34 protein-coding genes are annotated in these 25,294 nt (G+C 64.4%); 12 read left to right on the top strand and 22 right to left on the bottom strand.

Annotated features, from left to right (window positions below; translation table 11 throughout):
• Positions 1-196 precede the first annotated feature (196 nt).
• Positions 197-1,237: an NAD(P)-dependent alcohol dehydrogenase gene (locus tag PSET11_RS03140; protein ID WP_124090662.1), complete on the top strand. Its 1,041-nt coding sequence runs from the start codon at positions 197-199 to the stop codon at positions 1,235-1,237.
• A gap of 50 nt (positions 1,238-1,287) precedes the next feature.
• Here the strand turns inward: PSET11_RS03140 and PSET11_RS03135 are convergent, their stop codons facing one another.
• The 16 genes from PSET11_RS03135 to PSET11_RS03065 all read right to left on the bottom strand — a co-directional run bounded on the left by PSET11_RS03135 (position 1,288) and on the right by PSET11_RS03065 (position 11,205).
• On the bottom strand, positions 1,288-1,926 hold the full coding sequence (locus tag PSET11_RS03135; RefSeq protein ID WP_124090661.1) for a GNAT family N-acetyltransferase: 639 nt from the start codon (positions 1,924-1,926) through the stop codon (positions 1,288-1,290).
• A complete protein-coding gene (locus tag PSET11_RS03130; protein WP_124090660.1) occupies positions 1,913-4,042 on the bottom strand; it encodes a penicillin acylase family protein in 2,130 nt (709 codons plus the stop codon). The genes PSET11_RS03135 and PSET11_RS03130 overlap by 14 nt, the downstream gene beginning before the upstream one ends.
• 103 nt (positions 4,043-4,145) lie before the next feature.
• A complete protein-coding gene (locus PSET11_RS03125) occupies positions 4,146-4,451 on the bottom strand; it encodes a hypothetical protein (RefSeq protein WP_124090659.1) in 306 nt (101 codons plus the stop codon).
• 112 nt (positions 4,452-4,563) lie between these two features.
• Positions 4,564-4,923 carry a hypothetical protein gene (locus PSET11_RS03120; RefSeq protein WP_238989008.1) on the bottom strand — a complete coding sequence of 120 codons (360 nt, stop codon included), beginning with the start codon at positions 4,921-4,923 and terminating at the stop codon, positions 4,564-4,566.
• Positions 4,920-5,510, bottom strand: a complete 591-nt coding sequence (locus PSET11_RS03115) for an anti-sigma factor (protein ID WP_124090658.1) — start codon at positions 5,508-5,510, stop codon at positions 4,920-4,922. Before PSET11_RS03115 ends, PSET11_RS03120 begins: the two co-directional genes overlap by 4 nt.
• Positions 5,507-6,091 (bottom strand): RNA polymerase sigma factor, encoded by a 585-nt coding sequence (locus tag PSET11_RS03110; protein WP_238989007.1) that lies wholly within the window; start codon positions 6,089-6,091, stop codon positions 5,507-5,509. The genes PSET11_RS03115 and PSET11_RS03110 overlap by 4 nt, the downstream gene beginning before the upstream one ends.
• Before the next feature lie 141 nt (positions 6,092-6,232).
• Positions 6,233-6,463, bottom strand: coding sequence for a CsbD family protein (locus PSET11_RS03105; protein WP_124090657.1), 231 nt, complete (start codon positions 6,461-6,463; stop codon positions 6,233-6,235).
• Positions 6,464-6,498: 35 nt separating this feature from the next.
• A complete protein-coding gene (locus tag PSET11_RS03100) occupies positions 6,499-7,113 on the bottom strand; it encodes a hypothetical protein (protein ID WP_124090656.1) in 615 nt (204 codons plus the stop codon).
• A complete protein-coding gene (locus PSET11_RS03095; RefSeq protein WP_124090655.1) occupies positions 7,110-7,691 on the bottom strand; it encodes a hypothetical protein in 582 nt (193 codons plus the stop codon). Before PSET11_RS03095 ends, PSET11_RS03100 begins: the two co-directional genes overlap by 4 nt.
• Positions 7,688-8,125, bottom strand: a complete 438-nt coding sequence (locus tag PSET11_RS03090) for a hypothetical protein (RefSeq protein ID WP_238989006.1) — start codon at positions 8,123-8,125, stop codon at positions 7,688-7,690. The genes PSET11_RS03095 and PSET11_RS03090 overlap by 4 nt, the downstream gene beginning before the upstream one ends.
• On the bottom strand, positions 8,122-8,313 hold the full coding sequence (locus PSET11_RS03085) for a DUF2273 domain-containing protein (protein ID WP_124090654.1): 192 nt from the start codon (positions 8,311-8,313) through the stop codon (positions 8,122-8,124). The genes PSET11_RS03090 and PSET11_RS03085 overlap by 4 nt, the downstream gene beginning before the upstream one ends.
• Entirely contained in the window at positions 8,310-8,843 is a 534-nt protein-coding gene (locus PSET11_RS03080; protein WP_124090653.1) for an Asp23/Gls24 family envelope stress response protein, read from the bottom strand. Before PSET11_RS03080 ends, PSET11_RS03085 begins: the two co-directional genes overlap by 4 nt.
• A gap of 114 nt (positions 8,844-8,957) precedes the next feature.
• Positions 8,958-9,782 carry a CPBP family glutamic-type intramembrane protease gene (locus PSET11_RS03075; protein ID WP_238989005.1) on the bottom strand — a complete coding sequence of 275 codons (825 nt, stop codon included), beginning with the start codon at positions 9,780-9,782 and terminating at the stop codon, positions 8,958-8,960.
• Between the two features lie 219 nt (positions 9,783-10,001).
• Positions 10,002-10,199 carry a hypothetical protein gene (locus tag PSET11_RS03070; protein WP_124090652.1) on the bottom strand — a complete coding sequence of 66 codons (198 nt, stop codon included), beginning with the start codon at positions 10,197-10,199 and terminating at the stop codon, positions 10,002-10,004.
• Entirely contained in the window at positions 10,199-10,375 is a 177-nt protein-coding gene (locus PSET11_RS16615) for a hypothetical protein (RefSeq protein ID WP_160118957.1), read from the bottom strand. Before PSET11_RS16615 ends, PSET11_RS03070 begins: the two co-directional genes overlap by 1 nt.
• Positions 10,376-10,434: 59 nt before the next feature.
• The gene (locus PSET11_RS03065; protein WP_124090651.1) at positions 10,435-11,205 is read right to left on the bottom strand and encodes a Type 1 glutamine amidotransferase-like domain-containing protein; all 771 of its coding nucleotides are present in this window, start codon (positions 11,203-11,205) and stop codon (positions 10,435-10,437) included.
• Positions 11,206-11,303: 98 nt separating this feature from the next.
• On the opposite strand from PSET11_RS03065, the gene PSET11_RS03060 reads away from it, so the two are divergent.
• From PSET11_RS03060 to PSET11_RS03050, 3 genes are all read left to right on the top strand, one after another.
• Positions 11,304-11,636, top strand: a complete 333-nt coding sequence (locus PSET11_RS03060; protein ID WP_124090650.1) for an ArsR/SmtB family transcription factor — start codon at positions 11,304-11,306, stop codon at positions 11,634-11,636.
• 12 nt (positions 11,637-11,648) lie between these two features.
• A complete protein-coding gene (locus PSET11_RS03055) occupies positions 11,649-12,146 on the top strand; it encodes an SRPBCC family protein (RefSeq protein ID WP_124090649.1) in 498 nt (165 codons plus the stop codon).
• Positions 12,147-12,347: 201 nt separating this feature from the next.
• On the top strand, positions 12,348-13,580 hold the full coding sequence (locus tag PSET11_RS03050) for an amidohydrolase (protein ID WP_203415894.1): 1,233 nt from the start codon (positions 12,348-12,350) through the stop codon (positions 13,578-13,580).
• Here the strand turns inward: PSET11_RS03050 and PSET11_RS03045 are convergent.
• Positions 13,559-14,167 (bottom strand): TetR/AcrR family transcriptional regulator, encoded by a 609-nt coding sequence (locus PSET11_RS03045; RefSeq protein ID WP_124090647.1) that lies wholly within the window; start codon positions 14,165-14,167, stop codon positions 13,559-13,561. The two genes, PSET11_RS03050 and PSET11_RS03045, sit on opposite strands and share 22 nt — an antisense overlap.
• 78 nt (positions 14,168-14,245) lie before the next feature.
• On the opposite strand from PSET11_RS03045, the gene PSET11_RS03040 reads away from it, so the two are divergent.
• Genes PSET11_RS03040 through PSET11_RS03030 form a run of 3 tightly spaced genes read left to right on the top strand, consistent with a single transcriptional unit; the run spans position 14,246 to position 16,177 of the window.
• Complete coding sequence (locus tag PSET11_RS03040; protein ID WP_124090646.1) at positions 14,246-14,827, top strand: dihydrofolate reductase family protein; 582 nt, start codon at positions 14,246-14,248, stop codon at positions 14,825-14,827.
• A 51-nt stretch (positions 14,828-14,878) separates the two neighbouring features.
• Positions 14,879-15,628 carry an ABC transporter permease gene (locus PSET11_RS03035; protein ID WP_124090645.1) on the top strand — a complete coding sequence of 250 codons (750 nt, stop codon included), beginning with the start codon at positions 14,879-14,881 and terminating at the stop codon, positions 15,626-15,628.
• 60 nt (positions 15,629-15,688) lie between these two features.
• Positions 15,689-16,177: a P-loop nucleotide/nucleoside kinase family protein gene (locus tag PSET11_RS03030; RefSeq protein WP_203415893.1), complete on the top strand. Its 489-nt coding sequence runs from the start codon at positions 15,689-15,691 to the stop codon at positions 16,175-16,177.
• A 54-nt stretch (positions 16,178-16,231) separates the two neighbouring features.
• Here PSET11_RS03030 and PSET11_RS03025 read toward each other — a convergent pair whose 3' ends face one another.
• Positions 16,232-16,765, bottom strand: coding sequence for a P-loop NTPase family protein (locus tag PSET11_RS03025; RefSeq protein WP_124090644.1), 534 nt, complete (start codon positions 16,763-16,765; stop codon positions 16,232-16,234).
• A 119-nt stretch (positions 16,766-16,884) separates the two neighbouring features.
• Between PSET11_RS03025 and PSET11_RS03020 the strand changes: the two genes are divergently transcribed.
• A complete protein-coding gene (locus PSET11_RS03020) occupies positions 16,885-17,487 on the top strand; it encodes a DnaJ family domain-containing protein (RefSeq protein ID WP_124090643.1) in 603 nt (200 codons plus the stop codon).
• A 172-nt stretch (positions 17,488-17,659) separates the two neighbouring features.
• Here the strand turns inward: PSET11_RS03020 and PSET11_RS03015 are convergent, their stop codons facing one another.
• The gene (locus tag PSET11_RS03015) at positions 17,660-19,837 is read right to left on the bottom strand and encodes a transglycosylase domain-containing protein (protein WP_124090642.1); all 2,178 of its coding nucleotides are present in this window, start codon (positions 19,835-19,837) and stop codon (positions 17,660-17,662) included.
• Between the two features lie 167 nt (positions 19,838-20,004).
• On the opposite strand from PSET11_RS03015, the gene PSET11_RS03010 reads away from it, so the two are divergent.
• Complete coding sequence (locus PSET11_RS03010; RefSeq protein WP_124090641.1) at positions 20,005-20,646, top strand: PadR family transcriptional regulator; 642 nt, start codon at positions 20,005-20,007, stop codon at positions 20,644-20,646.
• A gap of 134 nt (positions 20,647-20,780) precedes the next feature.
• Here PSET11_RS03010 and PSET11_RS03005 read toward each other — a convergent pair whose 3' ends face one another.
• Positions 20,781-21,581, bottom strand: a complete 801-nt coding sequence (locus tag PSET11_RS03005) for a carbon-nitrogen hydrolase family protein (protein ID WP_124090640.1) — start codon at positions 21,579-21,581, stop codon at positions 20,781-20,783.
• A 31-nt stretch (positions 21,582-21,612) separates the two neighbouring features.
• Here PSET11_RS03005 and PSET11_RS03000 point away from each other — a divergent pair, with 31 nt between their 5' ends.
• Entirely contained in the window at positions 21,613-22,269 is a 657-nt protein-coding gene (locus PSET11_RS03000; protein ID WP_124090639.1) for a GntR family transcriptional regulator, read from the top strand.
• A gap of 15 nt (positions 22,270-22,284) precedes the next feature.
• Here the strand turns inward: PSET11_RS03000 and PSET11_RS02995 are convergent, their stop codons facing one another.
• A complete protein-coding gene (locus PSET11_RS02995; protein ID WP_203415892.1) occupies positions 22,285-23,685 on the bottom strand; it encodes an MFS transporter in 1,401 nt (466 codons plus the stop codon).
• A 171-nt stretch (positions 23,686-23,856) separates the two neighbouring features.
• Here PSET11_RS02995 and PSET11_RS02990 point away from each other — a divergent pair, with 171 nt between their 5' ends.
• The gene (locus PSET11_RS02990) at positions 23,857-24,543 is read left to right on the top strand and encodes a DUF2848 domain-containing protein (RefSeq protein WP_124090638.1); all 687 of its coding nucleotides are present in this window, start codon (positions 23,857-23,859) and stop codon (positions 24,541-24,543) included.
• Between the two features lie 16 nt (positions 24,544-24,559).
• Here PSET11_RS02990 and PSET11_RS02985 read toward each other — a convergent pair whose 3' ends face one another.
• Positions 24,560-24,796 carry a DUF2630 family protein gene (locus PSET11_RS02985; RefSeq protein WP_124090637.1) on the bottom strand — a complete coding sequence of 79 codons (237 nt, stop codon included), beginning with the start codon at positions 24,794-24,796 and terminating at the stop codon, positions 24,560-24,562.
• 99 nt (positions 24,797-24,895) lie between these two features.
• Here PSET11_RS02985 and PSET11_RS02980 point away from each other — a divergent pair, with 99 nt between their 5' ends.
• A complete protein-coding gene (locus tag PSET11_RS02980) occupies positions 24,896-25,294 on the top strand; it encodes a hypothetical protein (RefSeq protein WP_124090635.1) in 399 nt (132 codons plus the stop codon).

Genomic DNA, 25,294 nt, shown 5'->3' with positions numbered 1-25,294 from the left:
GCTAAAAACTGCGGAAAGGGGTTGGATGGAAATAGGCCCGGATCACTGGCTGCCAGGCGGTGCCCGGAGAAACTGTAGAGTTTCAAGGACGGCCCGCTCACAGGCTGGCCCGTCAACCGAGGCGATGGTGGCACCCCCCGATGCCCCTCCACACGCGACCTCCACAAATTTTCATCCCCATCCCCACAGGAGAATCATGACTACCGTCAAAGCATTTGCCTCCCCCTCCGCCACCGATGACCTCGTGGCAACCACCATTGAACGCCGCGAAGTTGGCGCCAACGATGTCCTGATCGACATCAAGTTCGCCGGCATCTGCCACTCCGACATCCATACGGTGAAGGGCGACTGGGGACCGCAGCAGTACCCGCTGGTTCCCGGCCACGAAATCGCCGGCATCGTCACCGAGGTTGGCTCGGATGTCACCAACCACGCCGTGGGCGACCGCGTCGGCGTCGGCTGCATGGTCAACTCCTGCCGCGAATGCGTCAACTGCCTGGCCGGCGAAGAGCAGTACTGCCTCAAGGGCAACATTGGCACCTACGGCGCCGTTGACCGCGACGGCACCATCACCCAGGGCGGCTACTCCACCCACGTTGTGGTCGACAAGGACTTCGTGGTTCGCATCCCCGAGGGCATCGACCTTGACGTTGCCGCGCCGCTGCTGTGCGCCGGCATCACCACTTTCTCGCCGCTGAACCACTGGGGCGCCGGTGAAGGCAAGAAGGTTGCCGTGGTGGGCCTCGGCGGGCTCGGCCACATGGCCGTCAAGATTGCAGCCGCCATGGGCGCAGAAGTTACTGTCCTCTCGCAGTCGCTCAAGAAGCAGGAAGACGGGCTCCGCCTCGGCGCCCAGCACTACTACGCCACCAGCGAGCCGGAAACGTTCGAGCGCCTCGCCGGCTCGTTCAACCTGATCATCAACACGGTCAGCGCCTCGATCGACATCAGCGCCTACCTGCAGCTGTTGGCGCTCGACGGCGCGCTGGTCAACGTGGGTGCCCCGGCTGAACCCCTCCCGGTCAACGCCTTCGCCCTGATCGGTGGCCGCCGCTCCTTCGCCGGATCCATGATCGGTGGCATCCGCGAGACGCAGGAAATGCTGGACTTCTGCGCCGCGCACAAGATCGGCGCAGAGGTTGAGGTCATCTCCGCCGACAAGATCAACGAAGCGTACGAGCGCGTCCTCGCCTCGGACGTCCGCTACCGCTTCGTGATCGACACCGCCACGCTCTAAAGCGAACATGCCTTGCCGGTGGGCATTCGCCCTCCGGCAAGGCATTCGATCTAACCAGACTGGCCCACCCTGCCAGCTCTGGCCCAGCCCGGCTGGTCCTCCTCCTGCGCCTCAAACACCTGGCGCGTGAGGAAGACCAGCTGGGCTTCTTTTTCAGCCAGCTGAACCCGGGCATCGGGTTCGAACCCGAAACTGAGGAACCGCGCTACCGCCTTGCTGTTGCGCGCGTCCGGTTCGGCAACCACGCGGCGCACCGTCGAATCCGCGAAAACAAAGGCGAGCAGTGCGCTCAAGACGGCCGCAGTAAAGCCAGGAACCGGCTGCGCTGCGGGTGCCAACAAAAGGTGAATGCCGGCGTCGCCCGCGTGGACCGGATAGGCCTCGCCCACGGGGTCATGTTCGGGCTCGTACGTTTGGAAGATCCCGGCCGGCTGATCTGCCACCAGGATGAGGTAGCCGTGGTGCGTCACCAGGCCGTCGAGGAACTGGTAGATCTCCCGGACTTCCTCCTCGCCCAAAGACCCCATGCCCCAGTACCTGGCACGTTCCTCGCTAACCCACGAATGCAGCAGCGGTGCGTCGTCATCGGGGGCGATGCGGACCAGACGTAACTGCCCCAGCCCTGGCAGGTCTTGCTGATAGCTGGATGTGCGGGTGCTGGCCTGGAGTGCTGAGTCACTGCGGGTCATGTTCCTCCTTGGTGAGTTGGTCCCAGTCATCGATGACAGGGATCAGGTCGCCAGCAGCCCACAGGGGCAGTTGGCTGAGAAATTGCTGGTCATGAGGGTTCCCGGCGGCGCCGAAGGGTACGATCCAGCGGCTCGCAGCCCGGTCCGCGAGGTCCCAGACGTAGCGCGCCACGGGACCGCGGAACGAACCGTCGGTGAGCCCGGGCAGGCTTTCGGTGGACAACACGCTGCTGGTATCCCCTGACAATCCTGTGACCGGGACGCTCGGTGGTACTGCGCCGCTCGCCGGGTAGTCAGCTAGTGAGTGCAAGGGAAACAGTGTGTGCGTCGCACCCCACGGGCCTGCTAGCGGAGCGGCTGCCACCTCCTCCAAGGCCTGGCGGGCCGCGGCAGGGACATTGAGGCCCAGCTGCGCGCCCTTGAGCAGGATCGTTTCGAGGGCGAAGCCCACTCGCGAGGCGGGGTTGAGCCAGGGTGCAAATAGCGGCGAATGCCCGTGGGGCTGGGCCAACGGAGCGAGCTGCGGGGACTGAGCCAACGCCAAGACCAGGGCAGAGCGCCAGGCGGCCAAGAGGGCGGCCGACTGACTGTGAGCGTCCATTCGGCCGTCCCAGGCCAACAGTTGCTGCCGAAGTTCGTGGGCTGGTCCAGACAACGGCAGCTCCGCCGCCCCGAGCTGCACCATGACTGCACGGAGCGCAGGCCAGGAACCCAGGTGGCTGTCCATATGGATGTGCTGCATGTGGGTGGCGTTCAGCTTGGTGGGAGCGGCGGCTGGTGCGCTCGCGGACGGAGCGTCCTGCGCCGCCAGCAACAGCTCGCGGATCCGGCGTGCCCGGTGCGGGGGCGCAAACTCCAGCCCGGTCAGATCACCGCCGGCTGACTCGCGGTCGTTGGCGTTCACCGCCAGGCCGTCAACGGATCCGTGCGGCAGGTCCACCCAGCTCCCCGTCCACTGGTGCTCCGGAACCCAGGCGGGAACTGGACGGATCCGGTTTTTGGGATGCCGGAGGGGCACCTTGCCCGCCACGAGCTGCCGCAGATCGCCCGAGGTATCTGCGGTCAACACGCAATTCACGGGCTCAACCCAGCGGTCCACCGCACGTTCAACATCTGCCGCGGTTCGGCTCCGCAACAGCGGCAGGAGGGCCTCGAAACCCAGCGACCCCAGAACCCGTGACGGCATCCGCAGACTCAGGCCGCCGTCGTCGTGCGTGTCTGTAATGACTGGCCCACGGCTGGTTTCCACGATCTGCACCGTCTCCGCTTCCCCGGCGCGGACCAGAATAGTCTCCGTGTGGGCGAGGACCGGCTCCCAGCCCTCCGGGCCCAAAGCCTGGAGACTGCCGCCGTCGGTCCGGAATCGCTCCTGAAAAAGGTCCTGGTAATCGGCCATGGCGTTGGTGATGGCCCAGGCCGCAGACCGGGTGTGGCCAAAGTGGGGGAGGCCGGGGACGCCGGGGAAGGCGAGCCCCACCACGTCGAACTCGGGGCAGGCCAGCCGCACCTGCTGGTAGACGCCGGGCAATTCCATCAGCCGGTGCGGGTCGCCGGCGATCAGGGGCAAACCGGATTCGGTCAGCTCTCCGCAGACCGCCCAGGCGTTGCTGCCCGACCAGACGGGGGCTTCGATGCTGAAGACGGCCACAGCGTCAGCGCCGAGGGCATCAGCGACGTGCTGGCGCCAGAGCTTGTTGGGGAAGGTGCTGAACAGGATGTGGTGTACCAGGAAGACGCCCAGCGGACTCCACGGATGCCACCGTTCTGGCGCGGTGTGGCTGTCCCGGAATTCGGGCGCGTCACGTTGCCCCTGCTCAAGTGCGTGATTGACGCCATCAACGTATGACGTGATCCAGCGCTGGGACGTGGCATCCAATGACTCGAAGCAGCGCCGGGCTGTGTCGTCCATCCGGGCTTGGCGGGCAAACCGATCCCAGAGCAGCCCCTCGGGGCCGAGGTGCTCGGCGGTGCGACCCTCTGATCGCCAGCGCTCCATCTCGATCTGCCACGAACGGTCAGTGGCCGCATTGTGCCCCTGCAGGAACGCGAGCTCATCAGCTGAGTCTGCCGTGAGGTGCGGAACGCCCCAGGCATCACGGTAGGTTTCAGCTGGCATGACTCGGCCACGCCGACGAGTGGGTGGGCACGGGAGAGCGTCCTTCGGATCGAGGTGCTGGGGCTTTACTGGAGTCTAGCGGGGGAGGTGGGCTCCGCCGTCGTCAGTTTTCGAGTTGAGGCAGGCACATGCAGCGCACCTCGAAAATCGGCAGTCCTGGCTCTTCGATCCCGTGCCCGGTAGACATCAGGAAACCGTCGTCCAGGACATAGACCGGGAGTTGGGGTGAGAGGAAGGTGTTGTAGCGCGATGGGTAGAACCATTGCCCGTTGATGTCGTAAGTCGGCAGGGCGTAGGCATCGCGACGATTGTGGGCGGAGGGGTAGAGTCCGTCGCCCATCCAGATATGGCTGGCCAACCCATAAAGGTAGTCCGTGTTGAACTCGGTTGGGAAAAGAATGGCCTGCATCGATCGCACCCCTGCTGTTAGGTAAGGCTTAGCTAACAACAGCGTAGATGTCTGTGGGTGAACGGGCCAAATTGTTTCGGACGAAGGACGTGGCCCGAGGCTGGCGCGGCGCCTACTCCGGTTCGGGCCCCGCAGCGATCCGGACCACCACCACCTTCACGGCCACCTGCTCCGGTTCCAGGTGGGTGCGGACTGCAGCAGACACCGCCCTGACCACAGCCGGCGTACGTGCGTCTGAACTGACCCCCACGCGGACGGAGATCTCGGTGGGGCCGTCGGCGAAAGTCTCGACGAGGGGGACGTCCTCCACCTCAGCTTCGGTGTTCGTCAGGAGGGCTGCTGCTTGGCCAGGGAGTCGCTGCCACAGCGGCCGCCATGGGTAGACAGAGTTGACGCCCGCAACGGAGAGCACCACCTGTCGTAGCTCGGTGGGCAGCGGCGTTTCCGCGTAGGGCTGCACTGATACGGTCATGAGTCCTCCTGGGGTGCCTGCGTCATGTTGTAGACGTCGGTAACGGCGATATCAATGGCGGCAATGTTGAGTTCCGTGTGCAGGGCCAGGGCATCCATCAGTTCGCCTCGCAGGTCTTCGGCGCTGCGCACCACGGGGAGCCCGAAGGCGACGGCCAAGTCCAGACTGACGGTGATCGGTTCGCCAGGAATGGTGACGTCGCCTTCCAGCCGAACGCGCCCGGCCCCCGTGCCGGGAGTGTTGTCTGCCACGGACCGGATCAGGGCAAAGATGGAGCCCTCGGTTTCGGTCAGTGTGTCGGCTGGGTCATCGGAGCTGATGGGGATGCTGCGCCCGGGCCGGAGCTCCAGCTTGAGGTTCGCCAGGATGGACTTCATCCAGTCGTCATTGCCGCTGCCGGCCTCGGCCAGGTCAAGGTTCAGCAGCTCGTCGCTGGTGGCCGAAAGCCGTCGCAGTGAATCCAGGCCGTTCCGGCATTCAGGGCATTCGTCGAGGTGTTTCGGATCGGCGAACTCACCGGTATCGAGGTAGAGGCTCAAGTCCTCGAGGGTGTGTCCGCAGTCGAACGTGTCGTTGTGGGTACTCATCGCCACTCTTCCATTTCGCGCACCAACGCCACGCGGGCTCGGGCGAGCCGGCCCCTGACGCTGGCTGGGCTGATGTTCAGTGTCTCGGCAATCTGTTCGTAGCTTTGGCCGTTGAATTCTTTCAGCACCCAACACCGGCGTTGCTCTTCGGGGAGCCGGGCCAAGGCGGCTTTCAGGGACTCGATGCTGGAACGCTGGACGGCAGAGGCCTCCGGGGTTGCTGCCCGGGATGCGATGTCGCCGGCGCCGCTGACCTCGTCAATGTCGCCAAAACTCGATTCATGACGACGGCGGCGCATGGCATCGATGCTCCTGCTGCCCGTGAGGCGCAACAGCCAGCTCTTGACGGCGCCAGGTTCGCGGAGGGTGTCGAGCTGCTTCCAGGCTTGGACCAGCACCTCTTGCACCACATCGTCTGCATCGGCGTAGGATCCCGTCAATCGACGGGCGCATGCCCGCATCAACGGGCCGTAGCGCCGCGCCAGGGCTTCGAAGGCGGCGGTATCGCCGTTGGTTGCCCTGCCCACCAGGAGTGCGTCGGGGACATCGTCCAACCGATTCTGCACCAAGGGACCTGTCACCTGACTCTGCTTTCATTCATGGCGCGTGCTGGACCGGAGGCGCAATCAGTGGTGCGACATGGATCCGGGGCACGCGCGTTCAGTCGCACGCGCGGCAGGCCCCGGAAGTTTTTTTTGCTCTCAGGGCCTGCCATGCTGGGGCTACTTGTTGCTGAAGCCTTCTTTGATCTTGGCTGCGGCTTCGCGGAGGTTGTCGCCAATATCCTTGGCGGCGTCCTTGATCTTCTCGCCGGCGTCCTGGACCTTGGCCTGGGCCTGTTCGCCCTGGCCTTCGCGCTTCAGCTCATCGTTGCCGGTCAGGTTCCCGGCAGCTTCTTTGGCGGCGCCGGTGTGCTCGGTGGCGGCGTTGTTGATCTTGTCGTCGATTCCCATGATGTTGCCTTTCGTGGTTGCCTTGCGGGCGATGGTTAGTCGGTGCGTTGTGCGCCGGCCAGTTTGGATTTGGTTCCGGAGACTATTCGGACCAGAACGGTGGCGCGATGGCCCATCAACTCATCAATTGAGCTGACCAGGGCCTCGGCGAGATCGGCCACGTCTCGGGGGGATGCTCCCCGTCGGGTTTGGAGGGTCAGCCGGAGCCCGTTGCGGGTCCCGGACCGCCGTCCCCGCCACGCCGTGACGGAACTGCCAAGAATGGAGGTGTTGTCGGCTACTGCCGCTGCCACCGCTGATTCCAGGTAGGAAACGTCGACGGCGGTGTCCCCGAGTTCGGCGTCGACGTCTGTGCCTCCGGTGCTGGTCCGGCCGCCGCCCTGCCTGGTCAGCCAGGAGAAGCAGAGAACGGCGAGCACAACGAGGGCTGCGATCAGTGCCAATGTCCACCAGCTGCCGAAGGGGTCCTGCAACGGTGCCGATGATTGGAGGTCCTGCCACCAGGTGACGGCGGCGTCAGCGGACTGGGTCCAGCTGTCCCGCACCCTGGCATCGAGGGCGCTAGCTGCGGCGAGGCCGCCGACGGCGATGAGGATCAAGCCAGCGATGGCCAGCAGGAGCCGGTTGAGTGCTCGGTTGGTGTGGTTCATCGTCCCAGCACTCCTTCCGCGGCGACATGGACATCGGTGCGCAGCGTCCTACCGAGCCGGTATGCGGCTACTTCTTCTTTGGTAGCTGCAAGGACGGCGTCGCGATCAATGGCAACACCCGACGTCGGTCGGATCCGGACGCTGAGGGAACTCCGGCCGATGGAGGTGGTGACCTGCTCCGGTGCCAGGTTTGAGGTCAGGCGCACCTTGCGGGAGATGGCGGCGGCGATGGTGTCGTCGTCCACCACCAGGGCAACGCGGTCGCTGCCCATGGCGCGGCGGGCCCGGCGTCCACCGGTGATTGCTGCGACGAAGATGAGCAACCCGATCAGGGCGACAACCACGCCGGAGGCAATCAGTGCTGCCGGGATAACGGCCTCTGGCAGCGCAACCACTTTGGCCGCCAACTGTCCAGGGCTGATGAGCAGTGCGTTCTGGCCCAAAAGGGAGAGCACGCTTTCGACAGCTAGCCAGAGGAGGGTCAGCATGACCAGCACGGCGACAACAACGGCAAGTCCGGCGCGCGATGAGTGCGTCTCTCGGCGGATTACCCGCTTAGTGCTTCTGTCCTGGCTCATGGCAACCTCCTTTCAAGCTCGTTACTGGTGGTACGTCGGGTTCCGGCCTGGTCTACCCGGGCGTCGTCATTCTTGCGGTGCTTGGCTGCAGCCACTCTGATGTTGATCCGGCCGAGGTCCATGCCGGTGATCTGGCGGCCCAGGATGGCCACCTTCAGCCGGGCGATCTGGGCCTGTTCAAAGGCGGAGATCTTCTTGCCGGCCGGGAGTTCCCCGGCAGGGACCTCCTTGGTGAGTGGAGCGGCCGGCGCCGGTGTGCCCAGGAGGGGCGGCGCCGGCAGCCGGACGGTCAGGTCTACACCGAGCTTCCCTTGATGATCGTCCAGGGAGACGGCCACCTGTCCGGGAGCGATCCCGAAGGCAGTGGCCGCTACAGCTTCAACAGTGCGCTTGAGCGCATGCGGGGCAATTCGGGTATGCCCCACCCTGTTCATGAGGAGGAGCGCCGGCCGCGCAGGGCGTCAAGCACCCCGCCAAGGTCGAGCTTGCCCTCGGCGGCGCGGCCCAGGACGGCTCCAATTCCCATCAGGATGGCCGTGAGCAGGAAACCCCAAAACCCGAAGGCGAGGGCTGCGAAAGCCAACACGGCACCTAGGGCGGTGCCAGCCACTGCGGGGCTCATGCCACCCTCGGTTCGCGCGGCTCGGAAGCTGCCTGATCGTCGTCGTGATCTTCAGCGGACGGGACGTGGATGTCGGTGATGGTGATGTTCACTTCCGTGACCTCCATGCCCACCAGGTCCTCGACTGCGGTGTAGACGGCATCGCGGGCGCGATCGGCTACTTCCTGCAGCGGGTGCGGGTATTCGACCACCATGGTGACGTCGACTGCAACCTGGGTCTGGCCGACCTCAACGTTGACACCCTGGGTGAGGTCCTTCTGGCCAACCTTCTCGCGGAGGTTGCCCAGGGCGCGGGCTGCGCCGCCGCCGAGGGCGTAGACACCCTCGATTTCCTGGATGGCGATGCCGGCAATCTTGGCAACGACGCCATCGGCGACAGTGGTCTTGCCGCGGCCATCGTGGCCGAGGTCATGGCCGGTGCTCTGCGGCACGGCTACCTCGGCGCCAGCCTTGGTGGGCACTGCGGGAGTCGCTGCGGGAGCGGTGCTCAACGTCTGTGCGTTTGTGGTCTTCTGCGGCTGCGTGGTCATGGTCCCACTCCTCTTCAAGTTGATCTGGAAGCGCCTGTTTTGCGCCTTCACATGTAAGACGTACCGGGCGGTGAATTCGTCACGCTTTTATTTATGTGAGCTGCATCACACTCCTTAGTAGATGAAGATGTTGAGCCATTCCCGGTTATGGGCGTGGATGAGGACCAGGAACAAGACGAAGTCGAATAGCAAGTGGACGTTGACGATGTAGGACAGCGAGCGGGTGATGCTGAACAGCCGAGCCTGGAGCAGGGCGAACGGGAAGATGAAGAAGGGCGCCCAGGCGTGAAACCCCAATTCCCAGAGGAAGGAGGTGAAGAGGACGGCCTGCAGGAGGTTGGCCGTCCAGTCGGGCAGATGGCGTCGGAGCAGCGTGAACGTGGTGCAGATGAAGAAGAGTTCGTCCCAGATGCCCAGGACGTTTGTCCCTAAGAAGAGCCGCGCGATTCCCTCCGGATCGCTCACTGCAGGCCAGTTGGTGTAGACGCCGGTGCCGATCATGTAGACGGGCATGAGGGCATAGCCGATGACGAGAACTGCGGGCAGGTACCACCGTTCCGCTTGTGTCCACGGCTTCCCAGTGCGGACGGGGAACCGGATGGCGTGCTCGCGGGTGCCGAACCTCGACACCAAGTAGGGCACGCCCACGGCTAGCGTCATGGCCGTGCCCATCACGGCCATGTGCCCGTTGCTGATGTCGGTGGTGATGGGTACAAGGCTCATCACCGTGATGCCAAACGCAATCAGGGCCAGGTCGGTGAGTAGGCGTCGGCCCAGAAAGGCTGCCCACACCAGTGCTCCGGCAAGCAGGGCGAAGCCGATGAGCTGATCCTGCCGAACAAACAAGACGAATCCCGCGGCAACCAAGAGTGTTGCTGGCAGCGCCGCGATGATGCGCGTGGAGTGGAGAGTAACCGTGGGGCTGCGCTGTTCGGTCACGTGTCGCCCCCTCGCCTCGTTGCCCCGACTCTACTGTGCAGTAGCGTCGCAGGCCAGAGCTATTTGGTGACGTGCAGCCAAAGTCTTGGCGTCGCGCAGCTGAGTTTCTAGGGCTGCTGCCACGCTGGCCCAGTTTTGGGGGCTGGGTGCAGCAAAAAGCCCGGCTCTCAACCCCCTGGGGTCGAAAACCGGGCCAGTATGGCAAGGCTCAGTGGCTGCCTAGGCGGCGGCGAACGCCTTGTCCTCGCCGCGGAGGCTCAACGTGAAGGTGTTGGGGCCGCTGCAGGTGACGGCGATGCGGCACGTGGTGGTTTTGAGGAGCGCGGAGAGTTCGTGGACCGCGTTATCGATGGTCTGGTGCAGCGAGGTGCGATCCCAGATTTTAAGCGTTACGGAGTTAGGTGCATCGAACGTCATTATTCAACTTCCATTTCATACGTTGGACGGCGCGTGGCCGCGTCCTCGCCGATGAGGACAAAGTGTGCAGCTGCTGCGGCCGGTGAATCTGGCCGGGGCGCGAGGCCGGTCTCGACTTCGCTGTGCCCTGTGCTGCCTTTCCATAGTGCCCAGACGCTGGCCGCAGCCTCAACCATTTGGTCCCTTTATGGCAGGTGAGACTGGTCACGTTCGCTGGCCGGCCGCAATCCGTGCGTCATTTCTGCTGGCTGGTGCGTGGTGCCTGAGTTGCCGTCCGGAGCACGACGACGACTCCCGCACCAGGGAGCCAACCGTCGCTGTTGGTGCGGCGCTGGATGTCCCAGCAGCGGCCGCTGCCAAGCACCGTGTTGTCGGTGGCCGCTGGGTCGGTGATGACGAGGGCGGTTCCTTCGTCAATTGCGACCACGCGTTCGACCAAGCCGGCGTCCACGGCAGCGACGGCTCGGCTGAGCGTTCCCGCCTGGGCCGCGTGGACATCGATGCTGAACGGTGCCAGCCCCAGGCCGTCCTCGACCTGCACCTCGCTGATCCCTTCCGAGCAGCCCTCGTCGCAGACCTCGACGCCGTTGACCAGGTAGCCGCCGGTGAGGGCGCGTCCTGGTGCGACCATGGCACCCGCCGAGAAGCCGAGATATGGCACCCCGTTGGCCACGCGCTGGGCGATATTTGCTGCCGCTCCGCGTAGACCTTTCAGGTATGCCGGTGTTCGGCCGCCACCCACCACAATTCCGTCCACTGCGTCGAAGCTGTTGCTGTTGACGGCATCCACAGTGTCGCCGTGCAGGAGGATTGGGACGATCCGGCAGTTGAGCCGAGCTTCCAGTGGGCCGGTGTAGGCCGCCAGGAGCGTGGCTGGGTCAGCTTGGTCTGAGTGCACCACCACGGCAAGGTGGACCGTTCTGTGCTGCGGCAATGCTTCGGCGAAGACGTCGAATGGGGCAAGGAAATCGGGGTCCGCACCTGCGCCAACGAGCACTGTTGTCATGGCGGCCAACGTACCGGACGGGAGCCCGGTGGAGGAAGGGTCTGGCGTCGGTGTCCACCCATTGACCCGCCGCAGGTCACGCGATAACATACAACCAAATGGTTGTAGATCAGATGTCAGATGCAGAACTGGACCGCCTGTTTCAGGCGCTCGCAGATTCCACCCGCAGGGATATTGTCCGCCGGGTGAGTCTCGCCGAGTACTCGGTGTCTGGCTTGGCTGCCCTCTATGCCATGAGTTTCGCCGCAGTCCAGAAGCACGTTGCGGTGTTGGAGCGGGCCTCCCTGGTGACCAAGGAGAAGCGCGGAAGGGAGCAGCTGGTGCGGGGAAATCGAGATGCCCTGCAGAAAGCCCAGCAATTGCTCGACGAATATGAGCAGGCCTGGCGGCAACGTGCCGACAGGATGGCGCTCATCCTTGCAGAAGATTAGAAAGGCAATGCCATGACAGTCGTCAGTTCAACCAAGAACCTTGAGGCGCTCAACTTCACCATCGTTGCCGAGTTTGATGCCGGTGTTGAACGCGTCTGGGAACTCTGGTCCGATCCCCGGCAACTGGAGCGCTGGTGGGGCCCGCCCACCTGGCCTTCCACGTTCGAAACCCACGACTTTGTCCCCGGCGGCCGCGCCAACTACTTCATGACCGGCCCGGACGGCAGCAAGGCCCACGGCTGGTGGGAGTTCACCGCGATCGAAACGCCGGCCCGGATCGCCTTCGATGATGGCTTCGCTGACGCCGACGGCAACCCCACCAACGAGTACGGCATCGCCCGTGCAGAGGTGACCATCGAACCCCAGGGTGACCGGACGCGGATGCAGGTCACAACCAAGTTCGAGTCCGTTGAGCAGATGGAACAAATGGTAGAGATGGGCATGCAGGAGGGCATGGGCCTGGCCATGGGCCAGATCGACGGCATCCTCGCCGAGCACGCCAACGCCTGACCCTCCCGGAGCTTTTACGCCGGAATCCGGAACCTTCCCGGAGAACTCACCAAACGATAGACGACGACGGCGGCCTCCGCCGTCGTCGTTCGCGTCTTAAAAGGGGGCGGCCAGGGAAAGCGCCAGGCGGCGCGGCTATGCTGGGGCCTGCCGCGCCGCACCATCCGGCGGAAGCGGAATGTTTCGCGGGAGATGACGGCCATGAGTAGCAGCAACAAAGTCCTGACAAGCCTCGATGCCGAGCTCGGCTGGATTCGCGACACCTACACTGACCTGCATCGACACCCGGAACTCAGCCTTGAAGAGGAACGCACGGCGGGCATCGTCGAGGAGAAACTAAAGAGTTTTGGCTACGACGTGCAGCGCATTGGTGGCACCGGAGTGGTGGGCGTCCTGGTCAACGGTGAGGGGAAAACCGTCCTTTCCCGGGCCGACACCGACGCCCTCCCGGTGACCGAAGCGACCCACCTGGATTACGCCTCCGAAGTGCCCGGCGTCATGCACGCGTGCGGACATGACGTGCACGTCAGCGCGCTGCTCGGCGCCGCCAAGCTGCTCGCCGATGGCCGGGACGCGTGGTCCGGGACCTATATTGCTCTGTTTCAGCCGGCGGAAGAGGTGGGCGCGGGTTCGCAGGCGATGCTCGACGACGACCTGGTCACCAAGGTGCCCCGCCCCGACGTCGCGCTGGCCCAGCACGTGATGCCGATGGCCGCTGGCCTGGTGGCTACTACCGCCGGGCCGGTCCTGTCCGCAGGGGATTCGCTGAAGATTACGGTGTTTGGCAAGGGCGCTCACGGGTCCATGCCGCACATGGCCGTCGACCCGGTGGTCCTTTCCGCGGCAATTGTGCTCCGGCTGCAGACGGTGGTGTCCCGCGAGACCAAGCCAGGCGACTTCGCGGTGGTCACGGTGGGTGCGTTGAACGTTGGCACCAAGTCCAACATCATCCCGGACCGGGCCACACTGCTGCTCAACATCCGAATCTACGATGACGAGGTCAGATCGACGGTGCTGGCCGCGATCGAGCGGATCGTCAAGGGCGAATGCCTCACAGCAGGGTCTCCGCAGGAGCCTGTTTTCGAGTACTACGACCAGTTTCCCCTGACGGACAATGATGCCGGGACCACCGATCATGTCACCGCCGCGTTCCACGATCATTTCGGTGCGGACGCGGTGCAGCCCGCCACCAGGCAGACGGCGTCCGAAGACTTCAGCAGGATCCCGGACGCCTTTGGTGTGCCGTACACCTACTGGCTGCTGGGCGGTGCTGACCCGGCAACGTATGATGCGGCCGTAAAGAACGGCACTGTTGCCCGCGACATTCCAGCTAATCACTCGCCGTTTTTCGCACCGGTCATGGACCCGACACTGTCAGTCGGCGTCCAGGCCCACGTGGTGGCGGCGCTGTCCTACTTGGGTCGCGACGGCTGATCGCTGGTCTCATCGCTCGGCCAGCCAAGTGCCAGCGCCCGCGCGGCGTCTTTGGCCGTGCCAACTGGATTGGCCGTCGGGTCGAGTGGAGCGGTGAGATGGTCCAGCAAGATTCCATTGACCAAGTGGTGGAGCTGAGTCACCATCGCCTGCCCACCGTAGAATCCCCTCTCGCGGTGAAAGCTCACGTCATCGATCAAGCCTTGCCGGAGGATGGGCGTCACGACAGCCGAGATCTCTTCCGAACGCGCCGCCTCGAGCCGCAATTCGATCAGTGCGCGGGCCAGGTCGGGACTACGGATCAGGCGTTCGACGACGTAGCCCACGTACTCCGGCAGGGCGTCGTCGTGGGGGATTGATGTCAGCCGTTGCAGCTCCGAAGGGTCCGGCGCCAGTCGCTCGAAGATGCGCTGGGCCATGGCCAACAGTAGGGCTGCGCGGCTCGGAAAGTAGTTGGCGCAGGTTCCCGCCGGCAGCTGAGCCGCGGCATCTACGGCGCGGTGGGTGAGCGCCCGGCTGCCGTCGTGGCCAAGAATGCGGAGTGCCGCGTCTGTGACGTCAACGCGCCGGCGTGGGTTTGCAACCATGCAACTCACCCTATCTCAACCACTACATCTGTTGTATATTGGGCTCAACCACAACATCCATAGTGATTGGAGTGACTTATGCGAAAACTTGTGTACTACGTGGCTACGTCCGTTGACGGGTTCATTGCAGACCCGTCCGGGGATACCACGCACTTTCCTGTCGATCCCGATACGCTTGCCAACCTGTTCAGTAGATATCCGGAAACGTGCCCGGTGCAGGCGAGGGAAGCGTTTAGCGTGATGGCTGGGCCCCGACGCTTCGACACTGTCATCATGGGCTGGCGAACCTTCGCCCCGGCCCTGGAGGCTGGCTTGGCCGGCGGCGCTTACCCACATTTGCGGCAGATTGTGGTCACGCACCAAGAGGCTCCGGCCGCATCAAGCGTCGAATATTTCCATGGCCATGTGGCCGAATACGTGGCTGAGCTCAAGAAGGGACCAGGACGGGATATCTGGCTCTGCGGCGGTGGCGATCTCGCGGGCCAATTGATCGACGTTGTGGATGAGATCCAGCTCAAAATCAATCCTGTGGTTTTGGGAAGGGGCATAGCCTTGTTCGGCGGTCGGGCCAAGCTGCGCCCCGCCACACCAGCTGCGTTCGATGCCCTGCCCGGTGGCGTCACCCTCGCCACCTACCAGTTAGGTGCGGCTCCCGAGTAGCACGCCTGATCCCTGCCCACCGTGGACGAACGCCAGCACTAGGCTTGCCCCATGACCCAACTCGGCGACTTCGTCCCGCCCCTGGTGGGGGTGGCCGTGTTGGTGGCGGTAACCCTTGGCGTGCTGACGGCGTTCCGTGTGCCACGACCTGCCTCTCCCGCGTGGGCCATCCTGCGCGGCACTGCCCAGTTGGCGGCCATCAGCCTGGTCCTCAACGGCGTCATTACCAGTCCCTTGTGGGTTGGCCTGGCCCTGGTGCTGATGTTCACCGTAGCCTGCGCAACAGCAACACGCCGGTTGGGCTGGAGTTGGCACCGCTTTGGCCAGGTGGTGACAGCTATGGGATCCGCGGTGCTGGTGACGTTGGCTATCGTCTTCGCCACCGGAGCCATCGAGTTCGCGCCGCGCTATGCCTTGGCGATTGGCGGGATCGTCATTGGCAACGCGATGGCCATCACCACCATCGCCGGCCGGACGTTCAGCCAGGAAGCCGTGAACCGCTGGGATGAGATAGAGGGCTGGTTGGCGCTCGGCGCCACGCCTCGGCAAGCCACTGCAGCCTTGGCACGATCGGCCGTGTATTCGGCGCTCATCCCTTCCACCGATCAGAGCAAAACAACGGGCCTGGTCACGCTTCCTGGTGCCTTCGTTGGCGCGATCTTTGGCGGGATTTCGCCCTTAGCCGCGGGCCTGTTCCAGGTGGTGGTGCTGGCGGCGATCATGGCCGCCGGGTCCATGACCGCCGTCGTGATGATCCTGTTCCTTGCGCCGGTCAAGACGAAACCGCTGGCGCTGCGCTGACCAACGCGCGTGGAGGGCTGCGGGTTTCGGCGATTCGACTCTGCTCCTAGGATCGTTGTTATGAGCCGAGCCGTCTTCATGTGCGGGCCAGCAGGAGCTGGCAAGTCCACTGTGGCGCGTCGCCTGGAACGTGAAGGTATGGTCCGCCTCTCGTTCGACGAGGTCGCATGGGATCTGGGGCTGCGCACAATGCCCCTGGAGGCAGAGACTCAAACCGCGATCGAGGCCGCACTGAAGGAGCGACTGGTCGACCTCATCAAGGCGGGCGCCGACGTCGTCCTCGACTTTTCGTTTTGGTCCCGGAGCATGCGTGAGGACTACCGAAGCCTCATCAGGCCGCTGGGCGTTGAGCCAGACACCATCTACGTGCAGACGCCCCGATCTGTGGCCTTGGCCCGCATCAGGTTACGAAGGACATCCCACGCCCACGAGTTTTGCCTGACTGACGTGGTGGCTGCCCAGTACTTCGATGAGTTTGAAGTCCCTACGCCGGACGAAGGACCTCTGACGGTCGTAGCCGGTGCGCCAGACAGGCCGTTCTGCAATTAACACCCAACCAACGATTCGCATTCGTGATTCTGGATTGCTGACGAGCCCCGCGACTTACGAAGGCTCCCATTTCAGGACGGCGTCGAGGAGTTCCGTGACTGGCGTCTCGCTGCCGAGGCGCAACACCGGTACGTCCAGGTTGTGGAGCCAAGCCTCGTGGGCGGTACGGCTTCTGCCGTCGAATTCCGGCTCGTCATAACCCTTTGCCCAGTCCAGGAACTCGGACCACGCGGCCTCATCGAAGTTCTTGCCTGCCCGGCGATGCACCTCGCGGGCTTCGAGGCGACGTATCCGCTCGCGAGAGTCGAGCGACAAGAAGACCACAGCATCGCACTCTCCAGCGATGTTGTCCCCCCAGCCCATCATCGATCCGGACAGGACCCAGGCTTCCCTGGGAACGAACACCTGATGCATCAGTGCCCGCCGAGCGTCCTCGGCACGCTTCTCGACATAGGGCGGGACGGTGGGTACCCAGAAGAAGTCATCGGCGTCCGCGTGGGGAACCGCCCAATAGTCAGCCAGAGCCCGACCAAGAGTTGTGGTTCCGCTTCCGCTGGCCCCCATGATGTGAACCCTTGCACGCTTCATGACTCAATTATCAGGGTGTTCCCGCTGGCAAGAATTTCTCCGCGTGGCACCGCCCAGTGAGCCCGGGCGTTGATCAAAAGTGCGGGCTTCGAAATACTGGACTGAGGTGCCAGCGACGAATGGGCGGTGTGGTTGTGGGGAACGGTGGAGCTGAATTCCGGAAGCGCCTCGAGCGTGCGGCGGAAGCCAGGTCCTACCGCGGCGCCGGGATCAGCGCGGAAGAAGAGAGCGCCCTGGCAGCGCTCGAAAGCGATGAACGGCGCAAACGCAACGCCGTGGGCGATGCTGCCCGGGCGGACTACCTGATCCGCGACGCCATGGCCCAAGGGAAGTTCGACAACCTGAAGTACGCCGGCAAACCCATCCCCCGACTCGGTGAGCAGTATGATCCGGATTGGTGGGTCAAAGGCCTGCTCGAACGCGAAAACCTCACCGGGATGGGCCCCGCGGCGATCGTCCTCAGGTCAGAAGACGCCGAACTGGACACCACCATCGACAAGCAATATTCCGAACAGCAGGTCCGTGACCTGGTGCGGGACTTCAACCGACGCGTCGTCGAAGCCCGGCGCCAGTTGCAGGGCGGCCCGCCGGTGATCACCAAAACGCGCGACGCCGACATGGAGGTTGAGCGCTGGCGGCACCGCCGGGACGCGAAAGCCGCCGCCGTTCCCGCCGAGGGGCCCGAGCCCCGCCGGTGGTGGCAGCGGCTGCGGCGCACCTGAGCCAAGGGCCGGCGTCGCGCCCCAACTGTGTGCGCCGGGACCAGCCTGAAGACCACCATCTCTGGTGCCGGGCAGATCGTGGTGGACGGCAAAGGCCTGGCCAACCCGGCTGGCGAGATGATCGAACCCGCAGGCTGCTGCGCAGCGGCCCCTGCGTGGGCGGCTGCCCGTGCTACCGCCGTGCCGTGGGAGTCGGCGCGGGTGCAGGCGGTGGGGCAGGAGGCGGAAGGAACGGGGCCGTGGAGTAGTACGGTGCGACGGCCAGCATGTAGTTGGCCCACTGCGGACCGGCCACCATGTAACCGTCCAGTCGCGGGTAGAAGACGCCGTTCACCAAGACGTTCTGGCCGGGCCGGCTCTGACCCTCCAGCGCGTCGCCGAAGAACGACGCGGTGGCCATGCCCGTGGTGTACCCCACCACCCAGGTGGAGCCGTTGTTGTTGGACGTCCCCGTCTTGGCCGCCACGGGGAACTGGGTGTGGACTTTGGGTTGGATCCAGACGCCGGAGCCCATCTTCATCACGTCCTGCAGGACGGCATTGACCCCGCGGGCCACCGCGGGTTTGACGGCGTCGCGGCAGTCCGACTGTTGCGCCGGGAGTTGGGCCCCGGCGGCGTCGCGGACTTCCTGAATGGCGATGGGAACGCAGTACCTGCCGTCGTTGGCGAACGTGGCAAACGCGTTGGCCATGTGCATCGGGGCCACTCCGATGGCGCCGAGCAGGTTGCCCAGCTGGAGCATGTTGATGGGGGCGCCGTCCAGCCCGCTATGCAGGCCAACGGTGTCCACCATCCGCTGGATCCCGCAGAAGTCCAGTTGGGCAGCGGTCGCGAACGTGGCCGTGTTGATGGAGTTGTACAGCCCGTAATTGATGGGCATGGAGCGGTAGAAGCCCGGCTCGGCATTTTGCAGGTCGTCGGCAGCACCAAACTCGGGATTGTTCTGCGCAGTGCTGTACGCGCCCATCACCTTGCCGCAGGTGGACCGCCAGGGGAAGCCCACCGGATAGACCCGTCGGGAGGCATCCACCACGGCGGTGGGGGACTTGCCTTCATTGAGCCATTCAGCAAACGTGAACGGTTTCATGGTGGAACCGGGCTGGAAACCGCCTGCACCGTTGAGGTCGTTGCCCTCGGGGTCCCGCGCGTCCACATTGAAGTTCAGCTGGGTATCGAACCGGCCGTCTTCGGGCAGGAAGACGGTGTTTTGCGCCATGGCCAAGACCTTGCCGGTGCCTGGCTGGACCGACACCAGAGCGGCGCCCCAGCGATCCGGGTTGGTGCCCGCCGTGCTGTCCACCTGCGCTTGCGCCACGCCCTGCAGCCGACTGTCCAGCGTGGTCACAATGGTCAACCCGCCCCTGTACAGCTTGCGCTGGCGCTCGATGAGGCTGGCCCCGTAGGCCGGGTTGTTCAGGATCAGGTGTGAGATGTAGTCGCAGAAGTAGGGTGCCTGGACGGCATTGGCACACCCCTGCCGCTCTGGCTTGAGGTTCAGTTCCACCGGAGTGGCCACCGCGGTGTCGTGCTGTTCCTGGCTGATCTTTCCCAGCTTCAGCATTTCGGCCAATACCTGGTTGCGGCGAATCAAGGATTTGTCCGGGTTGATGGCGGGGTTGTAGAACGACGGACTGTTGACTAGGCCCGCCAGCAGCGCCGACTGGGGGAGGGTGAGGTCTTTGGCGCTGGTGCTGAAGAAGTAGCGCGCCGCGGCCTCGATGCCGTAGGCGTCACTGTTGAAGAACACGATATTCAGGTAGCCCTCAAGGATTTGGTCCTTGCTGTACTGCTTTTCCAGGGCAATGGCGAGCTTGATCTCCCGCAACTTGTCGCCCACGTTTTTCTGGCCGCTGAGAATGACCTCATCCGCTTTGTCCTGCGAAACGCGCGACTCATTGATCACGTTGGTGACGTACTGCTGGGTGATGGTGGAGGCTCCCTGTTGGCCACCCTTGGTCAGGTTGGAAATTGCGGCCCGCAGTACGCTCCGGGGATCCACGCCAGCGTGTTCGTAGAACCTGCTGTCCTCGATGGAGACGATCGCGTCCTTGATGAACGGCGACATCTGGTCCAGCGGAACGCGGATCCGGTTCTCGGCGAAGAAGACGGCAATCAGCTGGCCATCTGCGGTGAGGACGTTGGTAGATTGCGACGGCGGATCAACGGTGAGTTCCTCCGGCAGGTTCTCGAAGAAGCCAATGGAGTTGGTGACGCCATAGCCCGCGGCGGCCACTGCCGGGACCACCAGGCTGGCGGCCAAGAACCCGCACACCACGCTGATGGCCAGGAAGCCCATGAATCCGCCCAGAACGGAGGCCACCATGCGCGTCCGCGACCACTTCTTTGCCATCCCGCCCCCGAGCTTGAAGGTGTGATCAGACTACGCCGCAAGGCACGGGCGATCCATAGCTGGCGAAGGCAACTTTCTTTCGGCGCAACTCTTGACGGAGCGATAGTTAACGTAATATCGTTAACTATCGCCGAAGATATCGGCGTACCCTTTGAAAGGAAACTGCCATGAACGGCAATTCTGATGAAAAATTTGCAGGCCCCGAGTTTCTTCGAGGCAAGTTTGAACGCGGCCGGGGCCGTCGGGGGCCGCACGGTCACCGCGGCGGCGCTGGCTTTGGACCAGGCTCAGGTCCCGGTTTTGGACCAGGCTTTGGTGCCGGCTTCGGCCCCGGGTTTGGACCTGGTTTCGGTCCTGGCTTTGGCCGCGGCGGACGTCGGGCCAATCGCGGCGATGTTCGCGCCGCAGTCCTCTCGCTCCTGGCCGAGGCGCCGTCCAACGGCTACGGCTTGATCAAGACCATTGCCGAGAAGACCGAAGGTGCATGGCGGCCCAGCCCGGGCTCCATCTACCCCACGCTTCAGCAGCTGGTTGACGAAGGCCTCATTGAGGCGCTGAGTGAAGGCCGCGGGACTGAGTTCACGCTCACCGAGACCGGCAAAGCCTACGTGGCCGAGCACGCTGAAGAAATGGAAGCTGCCTGGAACGCCTCACCCGATTCCGCGGACCGAGACTTCCACCAGAGCATCGGCAAACTGGTGGGCGTCATCCACCAATTCCGCAGCGGTGTGACCGCCGAGCAGCGGGCCGCCGCCATGGAGAAAATGGACGAGGCCCGCCGGGCGCTCTACAAGATCCTGGCGGATTAGGCCCCGTGCGCACCCAGCCTGGGGACGCCGCCGTCGTGAGTCCTGGGCTTGTTCGCGAATCAGAACCTACAAGGTCAGGTTTCGCGAACAAACTTAGGACGGGCGGAAGTGTGACGCGGCCGGGGTTGCGAACGCTAGTCCTCGAAGCTGCGGGCGTTGGCCAGCACGGGGAGCTTCTCCCGGACCGCCGCAACGTCGGCAGGGTCGAGGTCCACGACGGCGAGTCCCGGCGCGCCATCGAGCGTTGCCAAGGTGGCACCCAAGGGGGAGACGACGGCGCTGTGCCCGACTCCGGTAGGGGCGCTGCCCGCAGGACCTGCGCCGATGGTGGCCGGATCGCCTTGGCCGCAGGCCACAATGAACGACGTGCTGTCCAGGGCTCGAGCCCGGACCAGCAAGTCCCACTGTTCTGCCTTGCCCTCGCCAGCTCCCCACGAGGCGCAGACGATGGTGACCTGCGCACCAGCGCGGGCGTTGGCGGTAAAGAGTGCGGGGAAGCGGACGTCGTAGCAGGTGGCGAGGCCAAAGACCGTGCCGTTGTACTCGAACGTGACGGGTGCCGTCCCGGCGTCCACTGTTGTTGATTCAGTGAAACCGAATGCATCGAACAGGTGCACTTTGTCATAAGAGGTTTCAACCCCGGGGCCCGTTACCAGAAGGGTGTTCCGGACCTTGCCGTCCTGGCCAGGGGTAAACATGCCCGCCACGATGGCGATGCCCAGCTCGGCGGCGATGCCGCGAACCGAGCTGGCCCAAGGACCGGCAAGAGGTTCGGCGATGTCCGTGAGGGAGTGGCCGAACGCCCGCATGGTCGCTTCCGGGAAGACCACCAGCTCCGCCCCCGCCGTTTTTGCCTGCGTGGCGTAGTCTCTGATCAGTTCAAGGTTCTGGGCGGTGTCAGCACCGCTGATGATCTGCGCGACTGCGAGACGCATGACGGGCTCCGTTCTGTTGTATACCTAATGTATGGGAAATGTGGCGGCGCCGGCAGCGTCTGGGCGGGAAAAGGCCTATAACCACCTGCGGGAGTTCGTCCTGACCGACCCCGAGGTGCAGGGCAAGTTTCTCAACGAACAGCAGTTGGCCGCCGAAATTGGCGTGTCCAGGACGCCCGTTCGTGAGGCACTGCTCCTGTTGGTCTCCGACGGGCTGGTGGAACTGATTCCGCAGCGAGGCGCCTATGTGCCGCCGTTGACGGGCCGGGAAATCGCCGAGTTGATGGAACTCCGTGGCGTCTTGGAAAGCCACGCTGCCCGGTTGGTGATCGATGCCCAGCGCGTCCCCCAGCAGCAGATGCAGGAAACCCTTGACCGCCAGCTGCTGGTGCCCCAATCGAGCGAAGCCGCCGACGCGCACGAGTTCATTCGGCTGGATACGTTGTTCCATCAGCAACTGATCGACGCGGCTGGCAGCGACCTCATGTCCCGAACTTACAGCAAGCTCCATGTCCGGCAGATGCTGGTGGGTGTGGCCGCTCTGTTCAGGACCGGTGGCCGGCGGGGTGCTGTGTGCGCCGAACACCAAGACATCCTCGATGCCTTGGCGTCCGGCGACCCAGCGTTGGCCCAGCAAGCGATCGATCAGCACCTTGCGGTGACCTTGGACGTCCTGCTGCGCTCCTAAGTCGACCTGGATGGGTCAGCGGGTGCCGCCGTCGTCGGCCGTCCCTGCCGGCTGGAGGCCACCCACGGGAGTGCCCGCGAGCAGCAGCCGGTAGTCCTCGTCCTCTGTCGTGTTCGAATCCCGGCCCAAGGCCAGGCCGATCATGGTCACGACGCCGGCCACGGCAACATAGATGGCCACCGGGAGCCAGGTGCCGAACTGCGCGAGCAGCAGGGTGAACATGAGGGGTGCGATGGCGCCGCCGATCACGCCGGCGAAGGTGTAGGCGAGCGAGCTGCCTGTGGACCGGAGTCGGGGTGAGAATTGCTCCACAATGAACGCTGCCTGCGGGCCGTACATGAAGGAGTGCGCCATCAGGCCCAGGACGATGCCAACGATCAGCATGGGTTGGTTGTTGCCGCCGAGGACGCCGAAGAAGACGAACGTCCAGACGGCGCCGAGGACTGCCGCCACGCCGTAGACCAGGCGACGGTTGAAGCGGTCGGACACCGCGCCGGCCAGCGGGATCATGAAGAGCTGGAAGGCCGAACCGATCAGGACCGCGGTGAGGACCTGGTTGCGCTCGTAGCCGAGGGTCTGGATGCCGTAGGTCAGTGTGAAGACGGTGAAGAGTGCGTAGAGCACGTCCGGACCCACGCGGCACAGGATAGCGGCGATCAGCGGGCGGAGTTCCTTGGTGAAGACTTCGCGGACGGGGGCGCTGGGCTGTTCGCCGTGCGCCTCGATGGCCTTGAAGATGGGGGTGTCTTCGAGTTTGAGCCTGATCCAGAGGCCAAAGCCGACCAGGACGGCGGAGACCAGGAACGCGATCCGCCAGCCGAAACTCAGGAACTGTTCTTCGGTCAGGGCGAGGGTGAGAATGGCCAGCGCGCCGTTGGCCAGCAGGTTGCCTGCGGGCGGGCCAACTTGTGCAGCGGAGGCCCAGAAGCCCCTGCGCTTAGGGTCGCCGTATTCACTGGAGAGCAGCACGGCGCCGCCCCACTCGCCGCCCACGCCCACGCCCTGGGCGAAGCGGAGCAGGACCAAGATGATCGGTGCGGCGATGCCGATGCTGGCGTACCCGGGCAGGACGCCGATCAGGACTGTGGCCACGCCGATGATCATCAGGGTGGTCACCAGGACCTTCTTGCGGCCAATCCGGTCGCCGAGCCTGCCGAAGATGATGCCACCCACTGGCCGCGACACGTAACCCACTGCGTAGGTGGAAAACGCCAGGATGGTGCCGGTCAGCGGGTCCGAGGAAGGGAAGAAGATGATGGGAAAGACGACGGCGGCCGCGGCCGAGTAGACCGCAAAGTCGTACCATTCGAGCGCCGTGCCGGTGAGGCTGGCAGCAAAGGCTTTGTAGAGGCCTTTGGGCCTGGCGGGCTGTGGATGGATTGCGCTGGGTTGCGACGCTGAACCGGGTGTGTTCATCAGGATGCCTCCGCGATGGTCTGTGTGAGTGACGCCTGTCACGCTGGCGTTAAATGTATACATTACGCATACTGGATGTACAGGGGCCAGCAAATCCGGTTTCCGATGTGTAAATTTTCGATTCGCGGGTACCCGCCCAGCAGGCGCCCAGCACAGGAAGAGGACCCACCCATGACCCGTCTCAGCTTTGAACTTCCCGATGGCAGTACCCAGGACGTCGAGGTAAAGCACCTGCTCAACGCGGGGTATGCCGGCCGCGAGCAGGACGAGGTGCAGGCGCACATCGCCGAATTGGCAGAGTTGGGCGTCCCGGGACCGGCCACCACTCCTGCCCTGTACCCGGTGTCGCCGTACCTCGCTCAGCAGGTCAGCGAAGTGCAGGTCCAGCACGCAAGGACGTCCGGCGAAGCCGAGTGGGCGCTGGTCATCACGGACGACGGCGTACTCCTCACCGTTGCGTGCGACCACACCGACCGGGCGCTGGAAGTCCACGGCGTCGCGTGGAGCAAGAATGCCAGCCCCGATGTGCTGGGCCGCAAGGCCTGGAGGTTGGACGATGTCCGCGATCACCTGGACCAGATCACCCTTCGAGGCTGGGTAGGCGCAGGCGACACTGCCGACACCCTCATCCAGGACAGCACACTCGGCGCGCTGCTGACCCCCGACTACTGGCTCGAAGTCCTCGCCGAGCGCGGCCTGAACACGCCGGGCACGGTGCTGATCTCAGGGACCGTGGCCATGGCGGCAGGCGTGGATCAGTTTGCCCGGAGCTGGAAGGTGGAGATGGCCGATCCGCAGACCGGCCTGCGCGTGGACGCGCAGTATGTGGTGGCGCAGATGGCTGAGCCCATCGGTTGATGGGGCAGGTGGAGGGCTACTGTCGGTAGCCCTCCACCTCGCTGACTGGCCGGACCTCGGCATCGTTCGGGTTCTCACCCAGCTCTTTCTTTGCCCGGCGCTGCCGCAGCAGGTCCCAGCACTGGTCTAGGCTTTCCTCCACGTGCCGGAGCCGCGCGGTATCCGGCGTTGAGCCGTCGGGGCTGGCTTGGCGGAGGGTGTGTTCCTCAGCCACCAGGGCCTGGATGCGGGCCAAAAGATCCTGATCGTTCACGGCTTCCCCTTGGGTTGGTTGCGCGGTGTTCCGTGATTGCCAGCGTACGGAGTCTTGGCGGCAGCCACCAGCACCCGCCGCGCCTGTACCATCGATTTCATGCCCACAGTGCTCGAAATGGCAGGTCCAATCCTGGAGATGCTGACTTGGTTGTGCCTTCCCGTGGGGCTTGGCCTGCTCATCTACACCGGGATCCTGCGCCGCTTTGTGCACCCGTGGGTGGTGGCTGAGGCCGTGGTGTATTCCGATCCCAGCGGTGTGGGTTTTCGTTGGTTTGACCGGAAATACCAGGTCCACCGGGCGCCCATGTCACCGCATGACATCAAGGACCTGGCGGTCGGCGACACGCTTCCCCTCTACTACCACCCGAAACGGCCCACCCAGTGGCAGGTAACGGTGCCCGAGGAACCTGCCCGGACCGCCGTCGTGCTGGGCCGTTGCCTGACCGCCATTGGTGCGGTGGCGTTGCTCGCCGGCTTCGTGTTGCCCGCGTTCTAG

It is taken from the genome of Arthrobacter ulcerisalmonis, assembly GCF_900609065.1.
GTDB classification, from domain to species: Bacteria; Actinomycetota; Actinomycetes; order Actinomycetales; family Micrococcaceae; genus Arthrobacter; species Arthrobacter ulcerisalmonis.
The sequence above is the reverse complement of the archived record's forward strand: the minus strand, read 5'-3'. Positions and strand labels throughout refer to the sequence as shown.